This window comes from Salinimonas sediminis, assembly GCF_003429285.1.
GTDB classification, from domain to species: domain Bacteria; phylum Pseudomonadota; class Gammaproteobacteria; order Enterobacterales; family Alteromonadaceae; genus Alteromonas; species Alteromonas indica.
On the sequence record NZ_CP031769.1, the window covers coordinates 3548058 to 3568423 of the forward strand.

Genomic DNA, 20366 nt, shown 5'->3' on the forward strand with positions numbered 1-20366 from the left:
ACCAGCTAGCCAGCACTGTACACGCGGGGGGCATCATGTTTGGGGACGTGAATAAGCGTCAAGCCATAGCGTGATGCCCATTTTACTGCCAGTGCGGTAGGCGCCGAGAATGTGACAAGCAGCGGTAAACCGGCGCGAACCGCTTTTTGAATCAACTCAAGGCTACAGCGGCTGGTTAACACGACCATGTTATCCGCTTCATGCAAACCAGTAGAAAAAATAGCGCCAATGAGTTTATCAAAGGCGTTATGTCGGCCTATATCTTCACGACAGGCCAGCGCATTACCCTGTTTATCCAGATACAGTGCCGCATGTACTGCCCCACTGGACTTAGCTAACTGTTGTTCTTTGGCAATGCGCTCCCGTAACCCATTTAGCTGTTCACGGGTGGGAAGCATTGCCGGGGCCAAAGGTTCAAGTTCTGGCAGGGCCATATCTAAAGCCTCGATACCACATAGGCCACAGCCGCTGGCACCCGCTAACTGGCGGCGGGTAGATTTCAGTTTCCAGAAGGCCTGGTTAGACAGCTCTACCTCTGCGCTAATGTGCTCGCTGTGACGCTGTAAGGTTATACCGTACAACTGACGACGCTGTTCAATGATGCCGGCAGTAATACTAAAGCCGACCACAAAATCTTCAATATTCTGGGGGGTAACCAGCATAACCGCATAATTTATCCCATTGTAGCTAATACTTAGCGCTACCTCTTCAGCCAGAGGAAAATAGTCGGTATGTTGTTGCTCATCTAACACCAATGCAGCAAACGTGTTAACGCCTTCAGGCGCGTCGTGGGAGTTAGGTTTCATCGGGCCAGTCTTCCGGGGAATTTACGTTAAGCCAGGCTGCATCACCTGAATTGCCGGGCTCATTAACGTAGCCGGAAAACGTCGCAGCATGGATCGCATTTAAAAAGCGTACAACCTTACGCTCCTTTTGAGCGGTTAAGAATGTATGCAATTCGCTTTTCACCTGGTGAGTTACAGGAAGGTAAAAGGGTAAGATACGGGTGGCCACAAAACATGCCTTTTGCTGGTCACGCCCAAATTGCCAAAGTGACCGGAGTAATGCCGGGGTCATTTGGGGCATATCTACCGGCAACACGACTAACTCATCGCCTACGCTAAGCACGTCAAGTGCCGCGTGCACGCCAGCCAGCGGGCCTGCATCAGCAATAATATCGGTAAGGTAGCCTGGCTGATTGCGACTGATGAGTACCTGCTTACAGCCGGCCTCGTTTAACAAAGCGGCAGCATGCTCGAAAAGCGGCTTACCTTGATAGCGCATTAGCGCTTTGTCTTGCCCCATTCGGCGGGATTGCCCCCCCGCAAGCACCAATCCGTTAAGCACTCCAGCCCCCGGTTAATCCACCCGCCAGACAGCTACCCATTAGGCAATCCGCTTGCTTACCACTATAAGCCGCCAGCGCAGCTGTACTAGCACACCACGCTATGACACGGTTATCTGCCGCGAGTGGGTTATTCAGCCTTTTGGCCATATTCATCACCTATAAATTCAAGATAACCGTGTACACAACGGCCCGCTGTGTGGCACGCAGGCCAAGGATCGAGCTGGCAGTGTAGCGGCCCCCGTGTTGGGCTATCCAGAACGCCGCTTGTTGCTACCGGCCCAGGCTGTTTATCGAGCCCTCAGGCGGTGGTCACCGCGCAAACACCTGCCTGTGACCCCGGCAAACCCGCTATCATCAATAGTGCCCCGACGGCCGTCCGTCGCCGTGTATACCGCTTAATGGAACACTGCATACGCAATGCGCCTGTTTTTAGCCCAGCTAGAAATTATGCTTTTATTGCGGTATCCACAGTGTGGCGAAACGTGCTCAGTAAAGGCGAAAGTACTATGCCACCTACCCAATCGCAAAGTAAGCCCGTAGGCTTCCTCAGCAACTGCGTATACAGGCTCCACCATAAAATCAATAAACTAACGTTCCTGCTTGCGACACGCAGCAGCGGTAAACAACACATCGGTAGAACTATTAAGCGCGGTTTCCGCTGAATCCTGCAGCACCCCGAGAATAAATCCCACGGCCACTACCTGCATAGCGACCTCGTTGGGAATATTAAACAAACTACATGCCAGAGGAATCAATAATAAGGACCCCCCGCTACCCCCGAGCTACCGCACGCAGAAACGGCGGCGATGATACTAAGCAGAATAGCAGTGGGAAAATCAACCGGGATCCCTAGCGTGTTTACCGCCGCCAGAGTCAGGATAGTAATAGTGATCGCCGCGCCGCCCATATTGATGGTAGCACCAAGGGGGATAGAGACAGAATAAGTGTCTTCATCGAGTTTCAGGCGTTTACACAAGGCCATATTAACCGGGATATTCGCTGCTGAACTACGGGTAAAAAATGCGGTAATACCACTTTCTTTTAAACAGGTAAATACCAGCGGATATGGATTTTGGCGGGTAGTCAGGTAAACCAACAGCGGATTGGTAACCAACGCAATAAACAACATGGCGCTTAACAACACCGCAAGCAGATGGGTGTACCCGAGCAGTGCATCGAACCCCGTACTGGCCACTGTATTCGCTACCAGACCAAATATACCAAATGGCGCCAGCCGAATAATAAAGCCGACAATGGAGGTAACGCTGTCGGCTAGGTTTTGCAGCACCCCTTTGGTAGTTTCACTACCGTGCCTCAACCCCAATCCAAAACCCACAGCCCAGGTAAGCAAACCAATATAGTTCGCATTTACCAGCGCATTAACGGGATTATCCACCATATTAAATATAAGCGTACGCAATACCTCACCTACCCCTTCAGGTGCACTTTGGCTGACCTGGGAGGACACCAGGCTAAGTTCGGTTGGGAACACAAAGCTAAAAATAACCGCCGTGGTAGCGGCAATAAGCGTACCGGCCAAATATAAGACCAGTACTGGTTTGATGTAAGTTTGCTGGTTTTTTTTATGGTTTGCGATCGACGCCATCACTAATATAAAGACTAATAAAGGCGCGATTGCTTTAAGGGCTTTTACAAAAATGTCGCCCAGTAAACCCACTGTCTGAGCAGTGTCGGGCAACAGCGTCGCCAAGGCTACACCACAGGCTATCCCCACCACGATTTGCAGCACTATATTGCCGTTCATGTAACGTTGAAAAAGCGTTGAAAACGCAGTTGAAACCATAAAAGAGTGTCCATTGTATTTTCGCAACGTGCACCTTAATGCATCACCCTGCAGAAATGAACCTGTTTGATAAGGATTCGCGCTAAAAGGCCAGTATCCTCGCCCTTACGGGTAGGCATAACGAACCCAGTCCGCTGGCTAGTGGGGCTACGGTAAAGAATTTGCTATAAATATAAATGCTATTACTTCGATAATACTCACCGACGCCCACTTTTAACGATCACCCACGGTGATATTCGGGCTAGTTAAAGCAGAACGATAGGCGTAAATCGCGGCGACATAGGTTGTATCGTTTTAGCGTAATAATGCTTTCATCTAGCCAAACTATGTAGCGTTTAACTGTAACGCGGCAATGTCACATTGATAAAAACAAAGGCAACGAAAACTGGCAAGTCAGATATAGCAATAAGCACGAAATGAGATTCGACTACTTATAGGCACCTAAATCAATATGAATGCCCATTATAGACAGGAATGTGTTTTAAATTACCTCTTCGACAGTATATTGGCGAAGAAGTCCGCTTATGTTCGATACTTCGTTTAATCCTGCTTGGCTAGGCTTTTTATATATATTAATAACCTAGTCTAACTAAACGCCCTATCGAAACTGCGTAAGCATGCAGATGATACGGTTTAAGCGGGTCGTTTGTTTAATAGGATACTGGATACTGTTCCAGATACTTTTAAAGAAGCGCAGAATAAATCACGGAGTAATCACTGCGGAATCAGTTCAATAAGTTACGCACCACATAGGTCGTATTAACTCAATTGAATAATTCTTCCTAACCATAACATTACCTTCGGGTTAACGTTTGAATCATAATCACAAGCCCTGCCAGGCAGAGCCTGTGTAAATTTTTACTTCTTGCAATGTATTGCTTTATCGAATGGGCTGACGAATAAATTACTTACGCCTGTCGAATATAATCCAACCAGACTTGCTCATCTTCGCGGACCACATCTTTGTTAACCGTTTTATTTACCAGATCTGCTACGTGCTTCGACATATGATTGCGCAGTTTGCCTAAAAAACCGGCTTCGGCAATAATATTGATATGATATATTTTTTCTGCGCTGCGCCGCTTATCTAACCAGTCGGTTACCGTATTGGCGAACCTGTCTGCTTCAATTTGCGCTGCGTCTTTGCGACTGAATGTGTTGGTACCATGGCCATTGCTGCCAGGGGGCGCTGTGGCGCCGGGACGGTCGGTAACTAAATCGCTGTCATGCTCCCTGCCATCATCGTTTATTAAAACCACCACAGGCTCCAATGAAGTGGCATTGTCGCTTTCTATAAAAATTTTCGCTTCACTTTGATTAGCCACGACAAGATAAGATTTACCTAACATAGTACATCCTCCTTTTTACGATGTAGAATTTATAAGGCTATCGCTGCTAAATGGTTTGATAATAGCTGGCTTTTTAATGAAGTATCGGAATCGGCATTAGTGCGACGAAGATTACGTGGCCCCTTGAAGATAGTGCCCATAGCCTTGCGCTATCGGCGCCTTGCTTGATTTACTGCAACAGCAACCCAGCTAAATCAACGTCAAACCGCATGCCTACCACCCAGGCATCGGCCAGGTCTTGTGTACGGCCAGGTTCGCTAAACTGGTCTGGATTAATAATATAATGCACATTGGGTTGTATTCTTATGTGGTCGTTAACCTGTACACCGTAACTAAGTTCCATCATTGTCTGGCTACTAGCGGGGGTGCCGACCCCACCGTTTGCGGCTCTGGCCAGGCGTTGGTTTTCCAACGCTTCGTCACTGTAGTGCTGGTAAGTTATAACAAAACCGATAGTGTCATCATCGCGCCCGGCAAACGTGCCGCGTTTAACTAATCCGGCATTTAGATAATAATCCTCAGTAGATTCTCCTGATAGACCGGTTAATGCGTTGCCAAATACAGTAAGGCTGCGCCGGGTCTGACTGTCGGGTCGGCTAACGACCTGCTCAAAACGTGTAAAAATACCCGACCGGCCATTTTGAGGCGCATATGCCTTGCCACTGATAACCGCAGGTTGATCCTCATCGTCAATCAACGGATCGTCATAATCGGTACTATCATACCACCCACCCACTTCATACTTTTTAGGATACCGGTCGGTTTCCCAACTTGTTTGATAGCCAAGGGTGACCGGGGCCACCACGCCGGTAGAGTCTTTCGTACTCCAGTTGAAACCATGGTCGCCAGCATCCTGAAACGCGGAATTTTCTTCATATACACCCGCATGCAGATAAACCTTGGACGACAACCAGTATTTCGCCCGGCCTCCCCAACTGGATACCGGCCACCAGCTAAAGTTGCTGGTGCGAAAGACAAAGGTGGGATTACCACACGCGGCGTTGGTCTGAAAGTACTGACATAACTGCGATCCCAAAAAGCTAATATTAGCCACGGTGCGGCCAGCTTCTAGTTCTAACTGCCCATCAAGCAATGTGGTTTCAATACTGAAACGGGTTAGGCGGGAGTTCTGACCGCCATAGATTTCCTGCACTGAGGTACTATTACCAATATGAGTCTGCGCAAGGCTTTTACCGTGCCGGTTAGTAAATGCGACATGAACGACGGTATTGTCCCAGTCTAAGGCGGGCTGAAGATTAATATCTGCGCCGATAAACAGCTGTCCTGCATAAGCGCTTCCACGCTCCATACCACCACTGATGTTGGTGGCAGACTCCCCCGTATAGGACGCCAGCCACTGCACAGAAGAGTTCGGGTTACTTTGAGCGCTTGCAGCATGTACTGAGCTTATCAGTGCTATCCCACATAAACCGACCACGCATGGGGTCACTAAACCCACTGGCTTTGGTTTACGATACTTTGCTGGCTTACTCGCTGCTTTTTTGCATAAAAGCAGGAGCCACCGCGCTGCTTTGGCACCCGACGCATTTGTTAAATAATGTAAATTCATATTAGTCCAACTGGCGTTTTACTACTGCTACCCACAGCAAAATGCGATTCACTGCATCAATTTGATTGTAAGGATACGCACGGTAAGGCAGTCCGGACTATAAATCAACTATGGTTATTTAAATTTTATTAGCATTTATTTAAAGAACCATTCAGGCCGTACGTATTTTTAACAAAATTTCATTATAACCGCACGGGGCTGGCAGTAACGCTTAAGAGCGCGGACCAATTAAGAACTACAAAAAGCCGCAGGATTGACGAGGGCATCCTTACCCGCGAAGCTAATAAGTAATGTTTGTTTATTTATTGTTATACAAATAAAAACTAAATGTTTCACCGCCAATAACGGCGTTGGTTTGCTAAGGGTTATCGATACTCCCGCTGGTTAATTGGCTTTATCTGGGCAGGTTTACTAGGTGCCTATCAATGGATAGATAGGGCAGAAGTCAGGCTACTGGTTGCAGTGAGAGTTGGGTAGCTAGCAGCAGTAAGTATGCGTTAAATAAAACGATTAAAGCGCCTGACAGGGTAAGCAGTTAACAACATAGAAAGTATGTATAAACCTGCTTTTTAATACCGCCCTAAACTACCTGAAATGAGCCTACCCGAAATGAGCCTAAGGGGCGAAGCATTACAGTCATTTGTGCGCCCAACGCGCGTTACGGGGGTGACAACTAACAAAGGTAGGCTAACCGTGCAGAGAAGAGGCCCCCGTGGCTTCCTACGGTAATGCGCCTATGCAAAGCGCTGGCGGCGATAATTAGTGAAGCGTCGGTTGGTGGTACCACAGCCTTTAGCATTAAACCGATTTATCCGGGTAAATTCAGTCAGGATCGGAGGGGCTTTGCAGCCGAGCTCCGAAGGGTTCAATTCGTTGCCCAGGCGAGCATTTGGCTTTGCATAGTCGGGGCACCCCCCTTGCCAGGGCTATGCAGGGTTTGTTGTCCGAGACCGCACACCCAATTGCTAAAATAGCCTGTGGACGCGGTTGCCGAACCGGCCATCAGCCTATAGGCAGGTCTGGGGACGCCAGTAGAAATACCTAACGCATAAAAACTTATTAAGCCGGCCATCCATGCTGGGTAAAGCAAACAGACAAAGCGCCTATTTAAAAAAGGAAAAACGTCGTTAGACCGTCTGCAAAAATTGTTACGTTCCTTTCTCGTTATATTGTGACAACCAACATATGAATACTAACCCCATTTAGCAAAACACTGATTACTGGCTTTGCTATAACCGGCTAACTAAGGTCCGGGCTATTTTGTGGTATTAATCTTATTTTATCTTCATAAACGCCGACCATCGTATAAATAATATAAGCACTTGAAAGGAGATAAAGGGCGCGGCTGTATAGCGGTTTTTGAGCTATAAAGTGGCAACTTATTGGTATTGCAGGTAGCTATATTGTGTTTGTCAGCTCTGGCTAATAATTTAGTTCGCAGGCCTATAGGGACTTATCCACAAAGCACAAAAAATGAACAATATGTACTTGCAGTGGTTCGTTATAGCGCTTATAACATACCTGTAGCCCCCTCTATCATAAAAAAGGATTAACTTGTTAAATGGAGATAATATGAAAATTATTAGCCAGTTCATAATGCTATCGCTCATGTTTCCAGCCCTTACGCATGCCAGCGAAAACAACCTTCCTCCCCCATTTCAAGGTGCGTCGCAGGACTCTACTTTAACGGTAAGTTATGATGATTTAAGCGCTTTTTTAAAGGCCGAGGTATTGGTGGTAGGCCGTTCCACGAGAAAAAAAGCAGCACGAGCAGAAACCACCGGAACGCGAATGCGTTCACGGGTAAATCGTTTAACAGCGTTAGAGGGAAACAGATTTTATTTTGAAGCGTTAGAAAACGATGATGTTCGAAATACCCTTCATGCGATTAAACAAAGTCTGGAGTTATTGCCCGGACAGGTTCCGCTATCTACCTTAAATAGAAAAGAGCAATTAGCTTACTGGCTCAACCTTTATAATTTCACTTTACTTGATCAACTAGCTGAGCAGAAAGCCCCTGGCAATATTAAAGGCCTACTGGATTATGGCGACGAAGATTCCATATTAACTAAAAAAGTTTTGAACGTAGCAGGCGAATCTTTAAGTCTTAATGATATTCAATTTACTATTTTGAAAGAAAAGTACAATGATCCGCTGATAATATACGGTTTATTTCAGGGTAATATTGGTGGCCCCAGCATTTTAGATGAGGCGTTCACCGGCGACCGGGTTTGGCGACAACTTGAAGAAAATGCTCGTGAATTTATTAACTCAAACCGGGGCACGTATTTTGATGGTTCTGTTTCGGTTTATTACAAACGTAATATGACTTTTTTCGATAACAATAAAGAAAAATTAAGACGTCATCTGTTAGATTTTCTTGAAGGCTCTTTCTACAACGAGATACAAGAAGCTGACGAATTAGAGTTTGAAACAGCTGACTGGCAACTGGCTAATTTGATGGGGGGCGCCAGAGAGTATGGTGGCTCGGGGATGATAAACAGCGCTGCACTACTTGATGCCGTGCGCTCTCAGCAAATGCTATTCAATCAAGGTGGAGGCTCAGGAATGAGCGCGATAGAAAGTCCATTGGCGCAGTCAATTGTCAGCAAATCACGGCTTAATGTGCGCTTTCCGGCCGCCCAACTGGAGATGATTCAACAATTAAAAGCGCGACATGAATTAAACTCTGGCTCGGTGGAGATTAAAGATATTGATGAGGCAGAAGCAAAGGCAAAAACTAAGGAAAATTAACCGGCTTATGTCTGCCGCCTTCGCGCACGGTAGCTCTGACTGCGGGGCTATCGTATTGGTAACTAACGCGCCGGATTAAACTGACATACCGGGTTAGCTTATTCGGCGAAAAAGCTATTCGCCTGGGCTAGGCGGCTGAAACTGTTCCGCATGTACAGCAGCTAAGGTTTCATTTAGCAGGTACTGCGATAGGCACGGCCCGGAAGTGCAGCGGGCCAGTCGGGTACGCAAAAGCACTGTGCTACGTAGCTGCCCGAAGATACCGTTTCCAGGTTCGTCGGGGCGCTCCCCACCCACTGTATCGCTGCATTAACCACCGCTGCATATTATAAGATAGCGGCGGTATTATTAAACCCATCAAGTAGCGCTTTGCCGATGGCGGTGCGGGTCACTAAACCCACTATCGGCCGGTTATTGGCGCTGCTGAGACTGCACATAGGCCATAGCCTTTGCCAAGAACTTCTCGCCTTGCTTCCCGCCGTTTGTAAGCTCATGCTGCCCGTGCGGGTCTTGAATATCGTTAAAGTGAGCCGCCACCGTCTCGGGGTTTTGTTCTGTTTCGGGTAAAAATATACCTTCGGTTTCAACAATGCGCGCAGTGGCGTAGCCGCCTACGCCGGCACACAAAATCATCCGATTGGGGGCCTCGGCGGAGCACAACGTTAACGCCCCAGCGGTAACAGATTCGGTAGTTAGCATAGCGAAGATGTCAGCTGGAAGCAGGTCTGCGGTCATGCGCGTACCTGCGGTGGGGGCTAACGCATTTACGCGGATGTTATGCTTCGCTCCTTCCAGAACTAATGTATTCATTAACCCAATGACCGCCATTTTCGCCGCCCCGTAATTTGATTGCCCGAAATTGCCGTATAAACCACTGGATGAAGTGGTTACCAGGATACGCCCATAATTTTGTTCACGCATAATATCCCACACGGCTTTGGTACAGTTAACCGTGCCCATTACATGAACATCCATGACCGCGGCGAAATCAGCGATATCCATTTTAGAGAAAGATTTATCCCGCAGTATGCCAGCATTGTTGATGAGAATATCTACCCGCCCCCACTGTTGCATAGCGTGGCTAACCATATCACTTACCTGGGCATAATCAGCCACATTAGCGCCATGGGCGATGGCCGTTCCACCTGCGGCTTCAATCTCAGCGACCACATCCTGAGCAGCCTGGGACGACCCACCAGTACCGTCGCGTTGCCCGCCAAAGTCATTCACCACCACGCGCGCACCACGTGCCGCAAGGGCCAGAGCATGAGACCTGCCTAAACCATTGCCTGCGCCGGTGACAATTGCCACCTGATGTTCAAATGAAACTGTCATATTCTATTGCCCCTGTGCTTGGTGTAGTGAGGTATCACTGACTAACTGCAAACCAATCCAATGCGCTATCAACGCCGGTTTCTCGTTCCCTTCAATTTCTATAGTGACTTCATGGGTTACTTTAAACTGGTGAGGTTTGTCTTCACTGACAGCCAGTACTTTTGCATGGCCCCGGATTCGGCTGTTTACAGCGACCGGCGCAATAAACCGGACTTTATCGAAACCGTAATTGATGCCCATGGTTACCCCTTCCACCTGCAAGCTGAATGATTCTGCGAAATGCGACAACATCGACAACGTCAAAAATCCATGGGCAATTGTGCTGCCGAACGGGGTTTGGCTGGCTTGTTGCTCATCCACATGAATAAATTGATGATCATGTGTGCAATCTGCAAACGCATTAATTTGCTGCTGGGTAATAGTGAACCAGTCTGTGGGCGCAAGTACCGTTCCCACGCTATTTAACATTTCTTGTTGAGTAACCGTTTTCATCGCCGATCCTTATAATGAGGCAAGCTACGCTGCCTCAGGGTTAAAACCAGGCCGTTTGCATATCGTAATTCGTAGTATCAAGACGCCTGACAAGGCTGGCCCAGTGCTCAATCTCCGGCAGTTCACTGCGAAAGAAAAACTGCATTGTGTGCAACTTACCCTGATAAAAATCGTAATCGGTAGTGTGCAGGCTGGAAGCTAAAGCCTGCTGGGCCTTAATGCCCTGCTTTAGCCACATCCAGGCAATCACTACATGACCGAAGATATCCAGGTATTTAGCAGAATTTGCAAACGCTGCGTCCATATTCATAGTTTGCGTTGCCCCCATTACCGCTTGAGTTGCGCTATCCAATGTTTGGAGCGCATGCTGTAACTGGTCTGCGTAAGGCTTTAGTTTTGACTGTTCAGTGGCCTCCTGGCAGGTAGCCTCTATGGCTTCAAGGCAAGCCCGGTATCCGGCGAATTTATTCATTGGTACTTTGCGGCCAAGCAAGTCAAGCGACTGAATTCCGGTGGTCCCCTCGTGGATAGGATTAAGACGATTTTCGCGGTAAAACATCTCTACCGGGTGTTCATTGGTGTAGCCCGCGCCCCCCAATACCTGAATGGCGTAATGGTTCGCCTTTAACCCGAACTCGGATGGCCATGATTTTATTACAGGGGTCAGAAAGTCCAGTAAGGTATGCGCCGCCAACCGGGCGGATTCTTCCGGCTGAGTTTTTTCATCATCATGTAAACGAGCGCCAAATAAACATAGCGCAAGCGCTCCTTCTGCATACGCTTTTTGGGCCAGAAGCATCCGTTTCACATCGCTGTGTTCAATAATATTCACCGGCGCAGAGGCTGGGTTCTTTTCTGCCATTAGACGCCCCTGGGGGCGCTCTTTGGCATAGTTCAGAGAGTACTGATACCCCGCCAACGCCATTACGGTAGCCCCCATTCCTACAAACAAGCGGGCTTCGTTCATCATGTGGAACATATATGTGAGCCCTTTGTTCTGTTGGCCCACCAAATAGCCTACTGCCCCCTCATTTTCGCCAAAACTTAACGCGGTGGAGGTAATCGCATGGCCCCCCATTTTGTGAAACAGTCCTGCCAGTGCCATATCGTTGGGCTGCCCTAAGGTACCGTCGTTGTTAACCATTATCTTAGGTACGATAAATAAAGAAATACCTTTTACCCCTGCCGGAGCCCCTTTTACTCGGGCCAGAACCAAATGCACGATATTCTCACTTAAATCGTGATCGCCACCAGAGATGTATATTTTGTTGCCGGTAATACGATAGGTGCCGTCATCCTGTTTTACCGCGCGTGTAATAAGGTCCGCCAGCCCGGAGCCTGCGCCTGGTTCGGTCATGGCCATGGTACCGGTGAACCGGCCTTCGCGCATTGGCTTAACCCAGGTCTCAATTTGTTGCGCACTACCATGTGCCTGAATGAGGTTAGCGTTAGCATTGGTGAGCGTGGTGTATCCCATTGTACTCATACCTGAGGCAGTAAGATGCGCACTTACTGCACACGCCACTAGCGAGGGAAGTTGCATACCGCCGTGCTCAAAGTCAGCAGAGGCACTGGCCAGGCCAGAGTCTATCACTGCGCGCATTGCGGTTTTTATGGCTGGCAGTAGATGGGCTTTTTTACCGTCAAATTCAGGCTTCACTAAATCAGTTTGCTGACGTATGGGTAACAGATATTTTTCAGCCACGGCTTTTGCGGTTTCCATGGCGGCATCAAACGTTTCTTTGTTGTGCTCGCTAAAACGCGCGCGCTGGCATAACTGTTCGGCGTCAAACAGCTCATACAACATAAATTCCAAATCTCGTTCATTTAACAAAGATACCGCCATACATTCCTCATTCATGATTATCGCAACGCGCTGCTCTTCGAGTTAGCGCCAAGTATATTTTATTGTTCCCGGGTTAACGTCGGGATAACATGACCTGAGAGGTCAAACTAGCTATTTGCCTAGCAAATTTATACATAGAATAAGGAACCGTTAACCGCGTGATGAGCCAGGATGCACAATTTGGAAAGCCCTTAGCGCCCCCTCTCCCCTTCGGTAACTTGCTGAAATTTTGGCGAGCTGTGTATGGATTAAGTCAGGAGACGCTGGCTTATGCCATCGACTCTTCGCCCCGGCATATTAGCCGAATGGAAAATGGCCATGTACATCCGAGTATGGAGATGGTCAACAAACTCGCCCATAAGTTAGGTTTGCTGGAAAGGGACACGCACCATTTACTTATCGCCGCCGGCTTTATCACTCAACCTGCCAAAGTTGATTTTCACAGCGCTGAACTTAAGTGGTTACGTAAAGCCATGAAACTAACCTTGCGAGCACTTGACCCCTACCCTTCTGTACTGATAAATAGCAGTGGGAACATTATGATGGTGAATAAAGGCTGGGTTAATTTTTATACGCCAATGGTGGGCCATAATGCGCTGACGGGGGTCTCCAATCATTTTGACTTTTTGTTTAGCTTACACAGTAACCAGCCCGCTTCCGGAGCCTTGCAGGACGCCCTTTCATTAATACTCATGAGTATGCAACAAGAAGTGCTGCTGCGTCCTGATGCTGATATTGAGGCCTTACTGGAACGTCTGATGCGCACGAATGCGGTACCCGATAACTGGGCCCAACGGGCTGCCCAGTTAGCACCAATGGCTAGCTTTCGAATTGAGCTTGAAATTGAGGGCAAGCTGCAACGGTTTTTCAGTGTGAGTCAGACGGTGGGGGCATTAGGGCCGAATGCGTATGTTTCAGAGCCCCGGCTTACCATAAACACGCTCTACCCGGAAGACGATGATGCCACACCTATGTCGCCAGCCACGCGCCATGTTCACCACCCTCGGTTATTTTACTGAGCATAACCGTTATGCAATTCAACGCCGTTGGCGGCTATCAGCTCACTACCGACTGGTTACATAGCGGTGCTGCCGACCAACAAAAAAGCAGCCGGAAGGCTGCTTTTGGTATCTCCACGTGAAATATTAGACACTTTTTTCGGTATTACGCCGGGTGGATAATGACGGCCGACGACGGGCCTGGCCGCTATTATTACCACGATTGCCGCCGTTGGAACGCGCATTGCCCCCGCGTGGGTTTGCGCGCTCTCCGCTAAAGCCCGCTTTTGGCTTTTTCGGTTTATTCGCTTTTTTAGGCGGCGATAACGTAGTTTGCGCTACCGACAATTGAGGCTCAAATCCTGCCAGCGTCTGTCTTGGTAACAATTGCTGAATCAACGTTTCAATGTCTTTTAATTGATCAAGCTCATCGGCGCTCACCAGTGACCATGCCTGACCAGATGCGCCAGCTCTACCGGTACGGCCAATTCGATGCACATAGTCTGCAGCAGTGTTTGGTAAATCCAGGTTAACTACTATAGGTAGCTGACTGATATCAATACCGCGCGCTGCGATATCGGTTGCCACCAGCACTTTAATAGAGCCATCTTTAAAGGCGGCTAGCGCTTTAGTTCTGGCTCCCTGGCTTTTATTACCATGAATAGCGGCACTGGCTATACCCGCGGATTCCAATTTGGTGGCAATTCGGTTAGCCCCATGCTTAGTACGGCTGAAGACTAACGCCTGAGACCATTTATTCTGCTTAACCAGCGAAATCAATGCAGGTATTTTACGGTTTTTATCTACCGGCACTAAGCGCTGGTCGATTTTTTCCACCGTGGTATTCGCTGGCGCCGTAGACAACTTTATCGGTTGTTTGGTAATTGACTCAGCCAGAGCTGTTACCGTAGGCGAAAACGTTGCAGAAAACAGCAATGTCTGACGGTTAGCCGGCAGCAGCTTTAAAATACGCTTAATATCATGAATGAAACCCATGTCTAGCATACGGTCGGCTTCATCCAGCACCAATGTTTCAAGGGCGCTAAATTTCACTGCATTTTGCTGAAACAAATCGAGCAAACGGCCTGGCGTTGCAATCAGTACGTCAATACCACCGCGCAACTGCTTCATTTGCGGATTAATTCCTACGCCGCCAAATACCACGGCGGTTTTCAGCGGTAAGAACTCGCTGTACTCACGTACGCTCTGCTCTACCTGAGCCGCCAGTTCGCGGGTAGGGGTAAGGATAAGAGCACGGATGTGATTGGCAGCAGGTTTATTACCCTGCTCCAAACGTTGCAACAATGGCAAGGCGAAGCCTGCAGTTTTGCCAGTTCCAGTCTGTGCAGCGGCCAGTACGTCCTTTCCTGACAAAATAGCAGGAATGGCTTGCTCCTGAATGGGAGATGGCGTGGTGTAGCCCTGTTTTTCAATAGCTTGTTGAAGCGGGGCTGACAGACCCAACTGGGAAAACGACATTAATACCTCGGATGGCGATAATAGAAAAGGGGGGGTAATTGTAAAATATGAAGAGAGGAAAATTGCAGGCACACGGTGTGCCTGCAACTAGAAAGCAATAGCTTACAGAACAACCACGTCGGCTGCCTGAGGACCTTTATTGCCCTGTTCTACGGTAAACTGTACTTCTTGACCTTCAGTCAGAGTACGGAAACCTTCAGATTTGATAGAACGGAAATGAACGAAAACGTCCTTGCCGCCGTCAGCTTGTGTAATAAAACCGAAACCTTTAGTTTCATCGAACCATTTTACTGTGCCTGTTGTAGACATGGATAACTCCTTGGAGAATAAATAATAATTTGTTGGATGCGTTTAAACATCCAGCTATGCACTGAAGGGCTATCTGTTTTGCAGCAGGCTTAAATCGGTAGACGTCTAAATGTGAATCGCACGAGGGGACTAACAAGAAACTAACGTAAAGAAGCATTTATCAAATAGAAATAGAACCTTCTAAAGGCGAGACAAATACTAGCACCGTTTTTTCCGATGCGCCAGCCTAATCTTTGTTCTTTTTAGAATGAATGCATATTTTCGGGGGTATTGCCGCCGTAACCGGGCTGCCCAGATCGCTACAGCAATAGCATAACCACAGCGACTTATTTCGCTGTCGCCCTTGCCCTGCAAGCAATACAGCCTTTTGGTGAAGGAACGCGGCGGCGCTTTATCCAGTCTGTTTGCATCAATAAACCAGGCCAAGAAAAAAATGTGCAATAATTAAAAAAACACATACCGCCAGGGAAAGGTTATCGCCAATAGCAAGTATCAGCCCTTTTTCAACCACCGGGTACACAGCCGGTAACAACCGGGCTTTTGTTTTTCCCTGCTGACTTTGCTGGTTACTTTTGCCGATTATGCCTGCTATGTTAACCCAATAATACCCAGTTCACAGGCTAGAATATGGATAAAAGAATACGTGAATTAATTGCTGTTGGTCTGCTAGCTCTTTGCTTAGTTACACCGCTAAATGCGGCGCCGGATACTGGTTGGCAACAGCAATACCTAAAACGTACATTCTATTGGCGCGGACACACCATGCCCTATCGCTTATTGCTTCCCGCGCATTTTGACGAAACCAAACAATACCCGTTAGTCGTTTTTTTACATGGGGCCGGTGAGCGCGGTAGTGACAATACCCGCCAACTCATCAATGGGGGTCAGTTGTTTGTACAGCAGCAGTCGCGCTTTCCTGCGGTGGTGGTGTTTCCGCAGGCCCCCCGCGATGATTACTGGGCTGTAGTGAAAGCCGACCGGTCTTCACTGCCCTATCGTTTTGACTATCCTTATACCGGCACGAATGAGGTAGCGCCAACCGGTGCGCTGCAAGGCGTAATGGCCCTCACTGACAGGCTTATCGAAAAAAGATTTATTGATAATTCGCGGGTGTACGTGGCCGGACTATCTATGGGTGGTATGGGAACCTTGGAGTTACTTGCCCGCCAGCCTGATACCTTTGCTGCCGCCATTGCCATTTGCCCGGGGGCCAATCCGGCTATTGTTAATGCCTATCGTGAGAGCCTGAGTTTACGTATATATCACGGAGCCGATGACGATATCGTGGTTCCTGCGCTATCAGCCGCAGTAGCTAACGCTGCCCAGGGTAAAATTCATTACATTAAACGCAAAGTATATCCTGCGACAAATCACAATTCGTGGGACAAAGCGTTATCAGAGGAAGATTTCCTTTCCTGGTTGATGGCGCAGTCTTTGCACCCAAGCGTGGTACCTGAGCGGCCATAACCCGGCTCTGTTTATCCGGCAAAAACTGAACAGCTTTTACCCACAGCGGGTAAAAAGCCTATTGAATTTATTAATGTTTTAGCAACCCTAAGGATGCTTATGTACAAAGTGATAGTTGCCCTACTGATGACGCTTGGGTGTTTTTCGCTCAACAGCCAGGCCCAATCTGATGAAATGGTCATTGCCACCAAACAAGCGCCCCCCTTTGTTATCAAAAACGAGCAAGGTGAGTTTGCCGGTATTAGCATTGAACTGTTCGAGCAGATAGCCGATGAATTGGATATCAGTTACCGCTATGTGGAAACCGATTTGGATGCGTTAATCAGTGGGCTTGAGCAGGGCCAATACGATGCGTCCATTGCCGCACTTACCGTCAATGCTGAGCGCGAAACCAGAGTCGATTTCACCCATCCGTTTTACACTACCGGCTTGGCGATTGCTGTCCCTAAGGACGAGAACCGCCTGATGTCTGCCGTTTCCGGTTTTTTTTCCTGGAAATTTTTTGTGGCACTTGGCGGTTTGTGCTTACTGTTGTTCATAGTGGGCGTGATCGTCTGGTTAACTGAACGCCATGGCAACCAAGAGCAATTTGGCGGAGGGGCGGCTAAAGGTATAGGTGCAGGCTTCTGGTGGGCCGCGGTCACCATGACCACGGTAGGCTATGGCGATAAAGCGCCGGCCACTCCCGCAGGCAGAGTGGTAGGATTTATCTGGATGTTTGCAGCAATCATTCTGATCAGCAGTTTTACCGCCGCGATTGCAACCAGTTTAACGGTTAGCCAGCTGGAAACACAGGTACAAGGGGTAGAGGACCTGCCCGATGTGAACGTTGCAACGTTGGCGAACTCTGCCAGCGCCGATTTTTTAACCCACCGTGATATCGATTTCACCACTGTAGACTCGGTTCCTCAAGCGCTCGCCGCAATGAAAAAAGGCCAGACCGATGCTTTGGTTTACGACAAACCCATTCTGGAGTATCAAATCAACAAAGGCTATAAAGATGACATTATGGTACTACCTGATGTGATCGATCGGCAGGATTACGCCATCGCTTTACCTGAAGGTAGCCCGTTACGAGAACAGTTCAATACCACTCTACTACGGATTATTGATACCGACGAATGGCGCGAAAAGGTCGAGAATTTACTGGGTAGTGATTAAATCGTTTCGGTTAGCGCTGTGATGCTAGCGCTAACCGCTGATAGTTTTGTGGGTAAACAGCAATAAGCCGACAAAATGGGAACGCGCAGCTAACGGCTTACCGGCTTTTAGAAATGTCGAAGACGCCACTCATTGGTCGCCCAAAACAGCTGAAACAGCTTTTCCTGGCTACCTTCACACAGGCATATAAGTATTTCGTTAACTGAGCTAGATTGGCACCACAGCGTTACGCCATTGTCGAGCACGGCATGGATCGGCCCGTTGGAATGGTAGTCGGACACTTCTTTAACCACCAAGGCCTGCATAATGCAAAAAGCGGATAGTCCGTCCCATAAGGACGCGTTACTCTGACAAGCAGGTTCTGCGTAGTTAAAGTTCATTGCTTGCCCTACATCCAATTTCGATAATTAAATATATGACATACAGATAGAAGACACTATTAAACTTTAGGCTAATTTAACCCCCGTTTAGGACAGTTTCACACCACAAATTCGTCTTTTCATGACTCTTTCGTGCATATCGCTATCGTGGCGATAGTAAATTATGACGGACTAAATTATAGCAGTGATAACCTATGTCTTACTTAGTGTGGACACGGTACCTTTAATGGGGTCAGCAACGCGATAAACGGTTAGCTGAATTTATACTAGATAAGTAAATTGACGATGTCTTAGCTATTTAGCTGGTTTGCGCCCATGTTATTGCCGTAGCAGGTGGCTAACGCCCTTCCCTACCTATTGTATCTACTCTATGTATACAGCGGCCCATCGTCACCGATAGTTTTCCGGCAGTAGGGATAACCAGTGGCTGACCACCACCGGCCCGTTAACGTAATGAAGTCACACAACGTCGGAATGAACGGCCAGCTAACGGGATGTTAAAGCGCCTATCGCTAAATATGAGGATAGTTTAAACATAACGATAGTTCGCAATGTAACGCAGGAAGCAGTAGGGGTAAGTCTGTGCTCAGGTAGCTAACCATTCCGTTCATCTGCTATGTTTAGTAGCCCGTATCAAGTTCAACCTATAATAGCATCAATCCTGCATAGCGTTTTTTTGCTTACGCAAATATTACCCGTTACCTATGCCCCCTAAGGAAGAAAAATTTCATGGATATGAAATCCTTATTGCTACCGATAATCTCCGGGCTGGGCCTGTTCTTTGGTAGTTTCTCTGCCCACGGCGACACGCTGTCACTAGCGCAACATGGGTTTGCTGGTCGTTATTATCCAGCTCAGACGGCTAGCGCGGCTAACCCGGTAATTGTATTGGGGGGCTCCGAAGGCGGCATCGCGCATAAGCTTGCTGAAGTTATTGTTCAGACCGGTCGGCCTGTGCTGGCCATTGCTTATTTCGATATGGGTGAGCTGCCAGACGAACTAGAATATATTCCTTTGGAATACTTTGAACAGGCCAAAACCTGGCTGCAACAAAAACACCCGCTGGCTAAACATATCACTTTAGTAGGATGGTCGAAGGGAGCAGAATTATCGTTACTACTGGCTGCCAAGGATCCTATTTTTAACCATGTGGTAGCCATCGCCCCCAGCTCGGTGGTGTGGGCTGGCATTTTACAAGACTGGCAGAAGACGCCAGGTTCAAGCTGGACTGAAAACAATACCCCACTCCCCCACATAGCGTTTGCCCCTTCCGGTCCAGTCGACGGTTTAATAGATTTGTATACCCAGTCATTAGCTAACAGAACGGACAATGGCCAGGCGACGATACCAGTGGAAAATATCCACGGCAGCGTTTTTCTATATTCAGGAGGTCAGGATGAAATATGGCCGTCTAACCAGATGGCAAAGGCGGTTTGTCGGCGGATGGAGAAAAATGTCCTATCCCGTTGTCACCACTTTAACTTTCCCGAGCTAGGCCACCTTTTAGACTATAAATTTCTAGACCAATCCGATCCCCTATATCAGCATTTTACGGAAAAAATGCATAGCAACTGAATCACACTGCGGGGCGATAATCTATCCTCGGTAACCCAACTTTACTCGTATAACCCGATTCAATATAAAGGCAGGCAGCCCGCCTGTTACCGCCTTAAGAAGTCACCAGGGTAAGATTGCAAGTGGCATTGCCTGTCCTATGGCCCTGGGTGTATAGCTAGCCCCTTTTTGCCAAACGGGCATGTATCACCAAGGTAAAAGAACCTCGCCGCGAATATCCCAGCATCGGTAAACACTTCGTTTGGTTGCCGGCATTTTTCAGCGCACCTGCCTGGTTAGCTTTGCACATACCTGCTGCACCTTTGCGAGGTGAGCTGAGCCATACGTTACAGGCCGGCTTAACCGCCTTGTAGAATGGACTTATCATCACCGGTTACGGAAACTTATCGGTTTTTTGCGTGGATAGGGTTTAATAATCAGTACCTGTGTATGGTAGCAATACTGGGCAAAACCGCCCGGCAAGGTTAGCTTTCACTCCGTTCTTAGAGTTAGGGTCAGT

15 protein-coding genes and 1 pseudogene are annotated in these 20366 nt (G+C 48.1%); 5 read left to right on the top strand and 11 right to left on the bottom strand.

Going from position 1 to position 20366, the window contains the following annotated elements:
* Window positions 1–5: 5 nt before the first annotated feature.
* From fdhD to D0Y50_RS15615, 5 genes and pseudogenes are all read right to left on the bottom strand, one after another.
* Window positions 6–806, bottom strand: coding sequence for a formate dehydrogenase accessory sulfurtransferase FdhD (gene fdhD / locus D0Y50_RS15595; protein ID WP_108567338.1), 801 nt, complete (start codon window positions 804–806; stop codon window positions 6–8).
* On the bottom strand, window positions 796–1347 hold the full coding sequence (mobA, locus tag D0Y50_RS15600; RefSeq protein WP_232366283.1) for a molybdenum cofactor guanylyltransferase: 552 nt from the start codon (window positions 1345–1347) through the stop codon (window positions 796–798). Before mobA ends, fdhD begins: the two co-directional genes overlap by 11 nt.
* Window positions 1348–1935: 588 nt before the next feature.
* Window positions 1936–3152, bottom strand: a pseudogene (gene sstT / locus D0Y50_RS15605) (serine/threonine transporter SstT).
* A gap of 908 nt (window positions 3153–4060) precedes the next feature.
* Complete coding sequence (locus D0Y50_RS15610) at window positions 4061–4501, bottom strand: host attachment protein (RefSeq protein WP_108567336.1); 441 nt, start codon at window positions 4499–4501, stop codon at window positions 4061–4063.
* 169 nt (window positions 4502–4670) lie between these two features.
* Entirely contained in the window at window positions 4671–6071 is a 1401-nt protein-coding gene (locus D0Y50_RS15615; protein ID WP_108567335.1) for a carbohydrate porin, read from the bottom strand.
* 1572 nt (window positions 6072–7643) lie between these two features.
* On the opposite strand from D0Y50_RS15615, the gene D0Y50_RS15620 reads away from it, so the two are divergent.
* A complete protein-coding gene (locus D0Y50_RS15620; RefSeq protein ID WP_117317854.1) occupies window positions 7644–8825 on the top strand; it encodes a DUF547 domain-containing protein in 1182 nt (393 codons plus the stop codon).
* A gap of 411 nt (window positions 8826–9236) precedes the next feature.
* Here the strand turns inward: D0Y50_RS15620 and D0Y50_RS15630 are convergent, their stop codons facing one another.
* Genes D0Y50_RS15630 through D0Y50_RS15640 form a run of 3 tightly spaced genes read right to left on the bottom strand, consistent with a single transcriptional unit; the run spans window position 9237 to window position 12498 of the window.
* A complete protein-coding gene (locus D0Y50_RS15630; protein WP_117317859.1) occupies window positions 9237–10160 on the bottom strand; it encodes an SDR family NAD(P)-dependent oxidoreductase in 924 nt (307 codons plus the stop codon).
* A 3-nt stretch (window positions 10161–10163) separates the two neighbouring features.
* Window positions 10164–10652 (bottom strand): MaoC family dehydratase, encoded by a 489-nt coding sequence (locus D0Y50_RS15635; protein ID WP_117317861.1) that lies wholly within the window; start codon window positions 10650–10652, stop codon window positions 10164–10166.
* Window positions 10653–10692: 40 nt separating this feature from the next.
* Complete coding sequence (locus D0Y50_RS15640; protein WP_108567330.1) at window positions 10693–12498, bottom strand: acyl-CoA dehydrogenase; 1806 nt, start codon at window positions 12496–12498, stop codon at window positions 10693–10695.
* A gap of 161 nt (window positions 12499–12659) precedes the next feature.
* On the opposite strand from D0Y50_RS15640, the gene D0Y50_RS15645 reads away from it, so the two are divergent.
* On the top strand, window positions 12660–13517 hold the full coding sequence (locus D0Y50_RS15645; RefSeq protein WP_117317863.1) for a helix-turn-helix domain-containing protein: 858 nt from the start codon (window positions 12660–12662) through the stop codon (window positions 13515–13517).
* Between the two features lie 126 nt (window positions 13518–13643).
* Here the strand turns inward: D0Y50_RS15645 and D0Y50_RS15650 are convergent, their stop codons facing one another.
* Together D0Y50_RS15650 and cspE are read right to left on the bottom strand one after the other, a co-directional pair.
* On the bottom strand, window positions 13644–14975 hold the full coding sequence (locus D0Y50_RS15650; RefSeq protein WP_108567328.1) for a DEAD/DEAH box helicase: 1332 nt from the start codon (window positions 14973–14975) through the stop codon (window positions 13644–13646).
* Between the two features lie 102 nt (window positions 14976–15077).
* A complete protein-coding gene (cspE, locus tag D0Y50_RS15655; protein ID WP_108567327.1) occupies window positions 15078–15284 on the bottom strand; it encodes a transcription antiterminator/RNA stability regulator CspE in 207 nt (68 codons plus the stop codon).
* A 627-nt stretch (window positions 15285–15911) separates the two neighbouring features.
* Between cspE and D0Y50_RS15660 the strand changes: the two genes are divergently transcribed.
* Window positions 15912–16751 (top strand): carboxylesterase family protein, encoded by an 840-nt coding sequence (locus D0Y50_RS15660; protein WP_117317865.1) that lies wholly within the window; start codon window positions 15912–15914, stop codon window positions 16749–16751.
* A 99-nt stretch (window positions 16752–16850) separates the two neighbouring features.
* The gene (locus D0Y50_RS15665; RefSeq protein WP_170145530.1) at window positions 16851–17912 is read left to right on the top strand and encodes a transporter substrate-binding domain-containing protein; all 1062 of its coding nucleotides are present in this window, start codon (window positions 16851–16853) and stop codon (window positions 17910–17912) included.
* Window positions 17913–18019: 107 nt separating this feature from the next.
* Here the strand turns inward: D0Y50_RS15665 and D0Y50_RS15670 are convergent, their stop codons facing one another.
* Complete coding sequence (locus D0Y50_RS15670) at window positions 18020–18292, bottom strand: hypothetical protein (protein ID WP_117317869.1); 273 nt, start codon at window positions 18290–18292, stop codon at window positions 18020–18022.
* Between the two features lie 729 nt (window positions 18293–19021).
* Here D0Y50_RS15670 and D0Y50_RS15675 point away from each other — a divergent pair.
* Window positions 19022–19867, top strand: coding sequence for an acyl-CoA thioester hydrolase/BAAT C-terminal domain-containing protein (locus tag D0Y50_RS15675; RefSeq protein ID WP_117317871.1), 846 nt, complete (start codon window positions 19022–19024; stop codon window positions 19865–19867).
* Window positions 19868–20366: the final 499 nt, after the last annotated feature.

What these genes read in the sequence shown, in the direction of transcription:
- fdhD (WP_108567338.1), bottom strand. Translation starts at nt 806, where the DNA reads ATGAAACCTAACTCCCACGACGCGCCTGAAGGCGTTAACACGTTTGCT.
- D0Y50_RS15610 (WP_108567336.1), bottom strand. Translation starts at nt 4,501, where the DNA reads ATGTTAGGTAAATCTTATCTTGTCGTGGCTAATCAAAGTGAAGCGAAA.
- D0Y50_RS15615 (WP_108567335.1), bottom strand. Translation starts at nt 6,071, where the DNA reads ATGAATTTACATTATTTAACAAATGCGTCGGGTGCCAAAGCAGCGCGG.
- D0Y50_RS15620 (WP_117317854.1), top strand. Translation starts at nt 7,644, where the DNA reads ATGAAAATTATTAGCCAGTTCATAATGCTATCGCTCATGTTTCCAGCC.
- D0Y50_RS15630 (WP_117317859.1), bottom strand. Translation starts at nt 10,160, where the DNA reads ATGACAGTTTCATTTGAACATCAGGTGGCAATTGTCACCGGCGCAGGC.
- D0Y50_RS15635 (WP_117317861.1), bottom strand. Translation starts at nt 10,652, where the DNA reads ATGAAAACGGTTACTCAACAAGAAATGTTAAATAGCGTGGGAACGGTA.
- D0Y50_RS15640 (WP_108567330.1), bottom strand. Translation starts at nt 12,498, where the DNA reads ATGGCGGTATCTTTGTTAAATGAACGAGATTTGGAATTTATGTTGTAT.
- D0Y50_RS15645 (WP_117317863.1), top strand. Translation starts at nt 12,660, where the DNA reads ATGAGCCAGGATGCACAATTTGGAAAGCCCTTAGCGCCCCCTCTCCCC.
- D0Y50_RS15650 (WP_108567328.1), bottom strand. Translation starts at nt 14,975, where the DNA reads ATGTCGTTTTCCCAGTTGGGTCTGTCAGCCCCGCTTCAACAAGCTATT.
- cspE (WP_108567327.1), bottom strand. Translation starts at nt 15,284, where the DNA reads ATGTCTACAACAGGCACAGTAAAATGGTTCGATGAAACTAAAGGTTTC.
- D0Y50_RS15660 (WP_117317865.1), top strand. Translation starts at nt 15,912, where the DNA reads ATGGATAAAAGAATACGTGAATTAATTGCTGTTGGTCTGCTAGCTCTT.
- D0Y50_RS15665 (WP_170145530.1), top strand. Translation starts at nt 16,851, where the DNA reads ATGTACAAAGTGATAGTTGCCCTACTGATGACGCTTGGGTGTTTTTCG.
- D0Y50_RS15670 (WP_117317869.1), bottom strand. Translation starts at nt 18,292, where the DNA reads ATGAACTTTAACTACGCAGAACCTGCTTGTCAGAGTAACGCGTCCTTA.
- D0Y50_RS15675 (WP_117317871.1), top strand. Translation starts at nt 19,022, where the DNA reads ATGGATATGAAATCCTTATTGCTACCGATAATCTCCGGGCTGGGCCTG.